Annotated in this window: 4 protein-coding genes; all 4 read left to right on the top strand. The window is 64.0% G+C overall.

Annotated features, from left to right (window positions below):
* Positions 1-955 (top strand): FAD-dependent oxidoreductase (locus ACLP25_RS17830; protein ID WP_442470514.1); only part of this gene is annotated, 955 nt, incomplete at its 5' end.
* 3 nt (positions 956-958) lie between these two features.
* A complete protein-coding gene (locus ACLP25_RS17825; RefSeq protein WP_442470513.1) occupies positions 959-2,803 on the top strand; it encodes a [FeFe] hydrogenase, group A in 1,845 nt (614 codons plus the stop codon).
* 250 nt (positions 2,804-3,053) lie between these two features.
* Positions 3,054-3,341 (top strand): hypothetical protein, encoded by a 288-nt coding sequence (locus ACLP25_RS17820; RefSeq protein ID WP_442470512.1) that lies wholly within the window; start codon positions 3,054-3,056, stop codon positions 3,339-3,341.
* Between the two features lie 206 nt (positions 3,342-3,547).
* A partial coding sequence (locus ACLP25_RS17815; RefSeq protein ID WP_442470511.1) for a co-chaperone GroES occupies positions 3,548-3,857 on the top strand: 310 nt, incomplete at its 3' end.

The following is a 3,857-nucleotide window of genomic DNA, read 5'->3' as shown; positions in this document are numbered from 1 at the left end:
GTTCCTGGCGCTGGGCTGCCAGCAGGGGACGCTGCTGGGCGTGCCCGACGAAGATCCGACCATGCCCGGCTACGAATCCGGCATCGCGTTTCTCTTGAAGGTGCACGATCACGTCGCCGGCAAGAAGGAAACCAAACTGTCGGGCGACGTGGTCGTGGTCGGCGGCGGCAATGTCGCGATGGATTGCGCGCGCTCGGCCTTGCGCATGGGCGCGAAAACCGTGCATCTCATCTATCGCCGCACGCGCAAGGACATGCCGGCGGACGCGGAGGAGGTCGAGGCGGCGGAGAAGGAAGGCGTCGTCTTCCACTTCCTGTCGAATCCCTCGCGCATTGTCTCCGCCGACGGGCGGGTGTCCGGGGTCGAGTTGTTGAAGATGCAACAAACCGAACCCGACGAGCGCGGCCGCAAAGGCGTGAAGCCGATTCCCGAAACCGAATGGACGCTGCCCTGCACGATGGTGATCGCGGCGATCGGCCAGGAGGTGCGCAAAGGCGCGTTGACGCCTGACGACGGTGTGAAGATGAACAGGTGGGGCTGCGTGGAGGTCAATGAGACGACGCTCGCCACGACGCGCGAGGGCGTGTTCGCCGGCGGCGACTGCGCCAGCGGCGCGGCGACGCTGATCCACGCGATGGCTGCCGGCCTCCAGGCCGCTCGCGCCATCGACGACTATCTGCAGTGCGGACATGTGCGTTTCGTGCCCCGCACGCGCATGCGGCAGATCCTGAACACCCACAAGATGCTTGCCTCCGACAGCATCGAATATCCGGTGCGCAGTATGCATCGCGTGCACCATCCGGAGCTGAGCCCTGAAATCCGCAAGCAGATGTTCGAGGAGGTCGAAAAGACCATCTCCTCCGAGGACGCCTATCACGAAGCCAGCCGCTGCCTGCGCTGCTACCGCATCTACTCGGTGATCACCGAGCAGCCCATTCCGCAAGGGATCGCCTGAGCCATGGATGAGATTGCCCCCGCCCTCGAGCCCGCTGCGAAGCTCGGCGCCAAAATCAACGGCAAGCCGGTGACGTTCAAGCCGCAGGAGACCGTCCTGCAATGCGCGCGCAGACACGACCTCTACATTCCGACGCTGTGCGAGCTCGACGACATCGACCACGCGCCCGGCACCTGCCGCGTCTGTCTCGTCGAAGCCAAGATGCCCGGCCAGGACCGCTCGATGATCCTCACCTCCTGCAACACGCCGATGCAGGAGGGAATGGTAGTGCAGACGCGTACGGCAAAGGTGCGCGAAATGCAGCGGCTGCAGGTCGAATTGCTGATGGCCGACCACGCCCACGAATGCGCCACCTGCGTCCGTCACGGCAATTGCGAACTGCAGGACGTCGCGCAGTTTGTCGGCTTGCGCCAAAGCCGTTTCGCCGACCCGGCGCTCGTCGCCGAACGGCCCGTCGACACGTCGTCGCCGGCGATAATTCGCGACATGACCAAGTGCATCCGCTGCCAGCGCTGCGTCGCCATGTGCCGCCACGGACAGGGCGTCGATGCCTTGGTGATCAATGAAACCAAGCACGGCACCTTCGTCGGCCTGAAGGACGGGATGTCGCAGAAAGTGTCGAGCTGCGTGACCTGCGGGCAATGCGTCCTCGTCTGCCCGACGGGCGCGCTCGGCGAGCGCGACGAGACCGACAAGGTGATCGATTACCTCTACGATCCCGAGATCATCACGGTGGTGGAGTTCGCTCCCGCCATCCGCGTCGGCTTCGGCGAGGAATTCGGTCTGCCGCCCGGCGCCAACGTCCAGGGTCAGATCATCGCCGCTTGCCGCAAGCTCGGCTTCGATGTCGTGCTGGACACGAATTTTGCCGCCGATGTGGTGATCATGGAAGAGGGCACGGAGCTGCTCGGCCGGCTCGGCAAGGGCCTTCGGCCAACTTTCACCTCCTGTTGCTCGGGCTGGATCAACTTCGCCGAACGACACTATCCGGAGGTCCTGCCGCTCCTGTCGAGCACCAAGTCGCCGCAGCAGTGCCTTGGCGCCATCGCCAAGGCCTATCTACCCGGACGCATGGGGTCAGACCCCGGGCGCATCCGCGTCGTGTCGATCATGCCGTGCACGGCCAAGAAGGACGAAATCGTACGGCCGCAACTGATTCACGGCGGCATTCCCGAGGTCGACGTCGTGCTGACGACGCGCGAATTCGCCCGCCTGCTCAGGCGCGAAGACGTCGACTTCAAGTCGCTCGAGCCAGCCGAGTTCGATAACCCTTATATGAGCGAGTTCTCCGGCGCGGGCGCGATCTTCGGCACCACCGGCGGCGTCATGGAAGCAGCGCTACGCACGGTCTATTACGTCGTCAACGGGCGCGAGCTGGAGCAGATCGAACTGACGCAATTACGCGGTTTCGAAGGCGTCCGTGCGGCCACGGTGGAGCTTGGCGGCGACATCGGCGTTGTGAAGGTGGCGATGGCCCACGGCCTCAAGCCAACCCGACAGATCGTCGAGGCGGTGCTGGCCGGCACGGCGGATTTCGACTTTATCGAGATCATGGCCTGTCCGGGCGGCTGCGTCGATGGCGGCGGCACGCTGCGCTCGAAAAAGCACTACCTGTCTTATGCCGAGAAGCGGCGCGAGACGCTGTTTGGCATCGACCGCAAAGCCAAGGCGCGGCAATCGCACAACAATCCGCAGGTGCAGGCGCTGTACAGGGACTTCCTCGGACATCCCAATTCCGAGAAGGCCCACAAGCTCTTGCACACCCGCTACACCGACCGACGTCTGGAGACGACGCGGACCGTCAGCGAGATCTGGCGCGAAATCACGATGAGCACGCAGATCTACTGATCGATCGGTTGAGCGACGGGGCGATCGCTTCGCAAGTTGTGCCCTTGGAGGGGCTCATGAACGGCGAACGCACATATCGCGCGTCCGCCAACGACGCTTCTGCGAGCGGTTCCGCGACGGTATCGCCCGCCGCATTGTCTCAGACCCCGACCTTGCCGACGCAATCGGTTTCTACGCCACTGGAGGATCAGGTTCTGGGCCGGAACATATTCCGGAGTTGGCAATTCGCACTGACCGAACGCTCTCGCTCATGGCGCATCCGTCGCGTTCCGCCATCGACTCAGTCTGGTCCGACGGCCTCGTCCTCGTGGCGAATTGTGGTTCGTCGTCGCTGAAATTCACGATCCTGCCGGTCTCGGGCGAAACGCCGATCGTCGCCGGTGTCGCGGAGCGGCTCGGCGTTCCCGACGCCCAACTCGTGGTGAAGGCAGATGGGACCAAGAGCGTCGTCGCGATGGAGGCGAACGATCACGCCGCCGCGCTGTCGGGGTGCTCGCCTACCTCAAAGGCAAGGATTTGCTGGGCCAAGTCACCGTAGTTGGCCGCCGCGTCGTCCGCGGCGGCGAACGTTTCGCCGAGTCCGTACCGCCACACAAACGCAAATCGCCATGGCGTCGGCCATCTGCTAGCACCCACTTGTAATGAGTGCCAACAATGGCCATGTGAGGCCTGCGTTGGACTGCCGCCGAGAGCTAGGGTTGTTGCCCACGAGCCGGCTACGCCAGTCGACTGAAAGCGAATCCCATGAAATTCCGACCATTGCACGACCGCGTCGTGATCCGCCGCATGGAAGGCGAGGACAAGACGAAGGGCGGCATCATCATTCCCGACACTGTCAAGGAGAAACCGCAAGAGGGCGAGGTCGTCGCTGTGGGGCCCGGCGCCCGCGACGAGAGCGGCAAGGTTCAGCCGCTCGAACTGAAGGCCGGCGACCGGGTTCTGTTCGGCAAATGGTCGGGCTCGGAAGTCAAGATCGACGGTCAGGACCTCCTGATCATGAAGGAGTCCGACGTCATGGGCGTGATCGAGGGCGACAGCGCGGCCAAGAAGAAGG

The organism is Roseiarcus sp., assembly GCF_052145395.1.
Taxonomy (GTDB): domain Bacteria; phylum Pseudomonadota; class Alphaproteobacteria; order Rhizobiales; family Beijerinckiaceae; genus Roseiarcus.
The sequence above is the reverse complement of the archived record's forward strand: the minus strand, read 5'-3'. Positions and strand labels throughout refer to the sequence as shown.

What these genes read in the sequence shown, in the direction of transcription:
- ACLP25_RS17825 (WP_442470513.1), top strand. Translation starts at nt 959, where the DNA reads ATGGATGAGATTGCCCCCGCCCTCGAGCCCGCTGCGAAGCTCGGCGCC.
- ACLP25_RS17820 (WP_442470512.1), top strand. Translation starts at nt 3,054, where the DNA reads ATGGCGCATCCGTCGCGTTCCGCCATCGACTCAGTCTGGTCCGACGGC.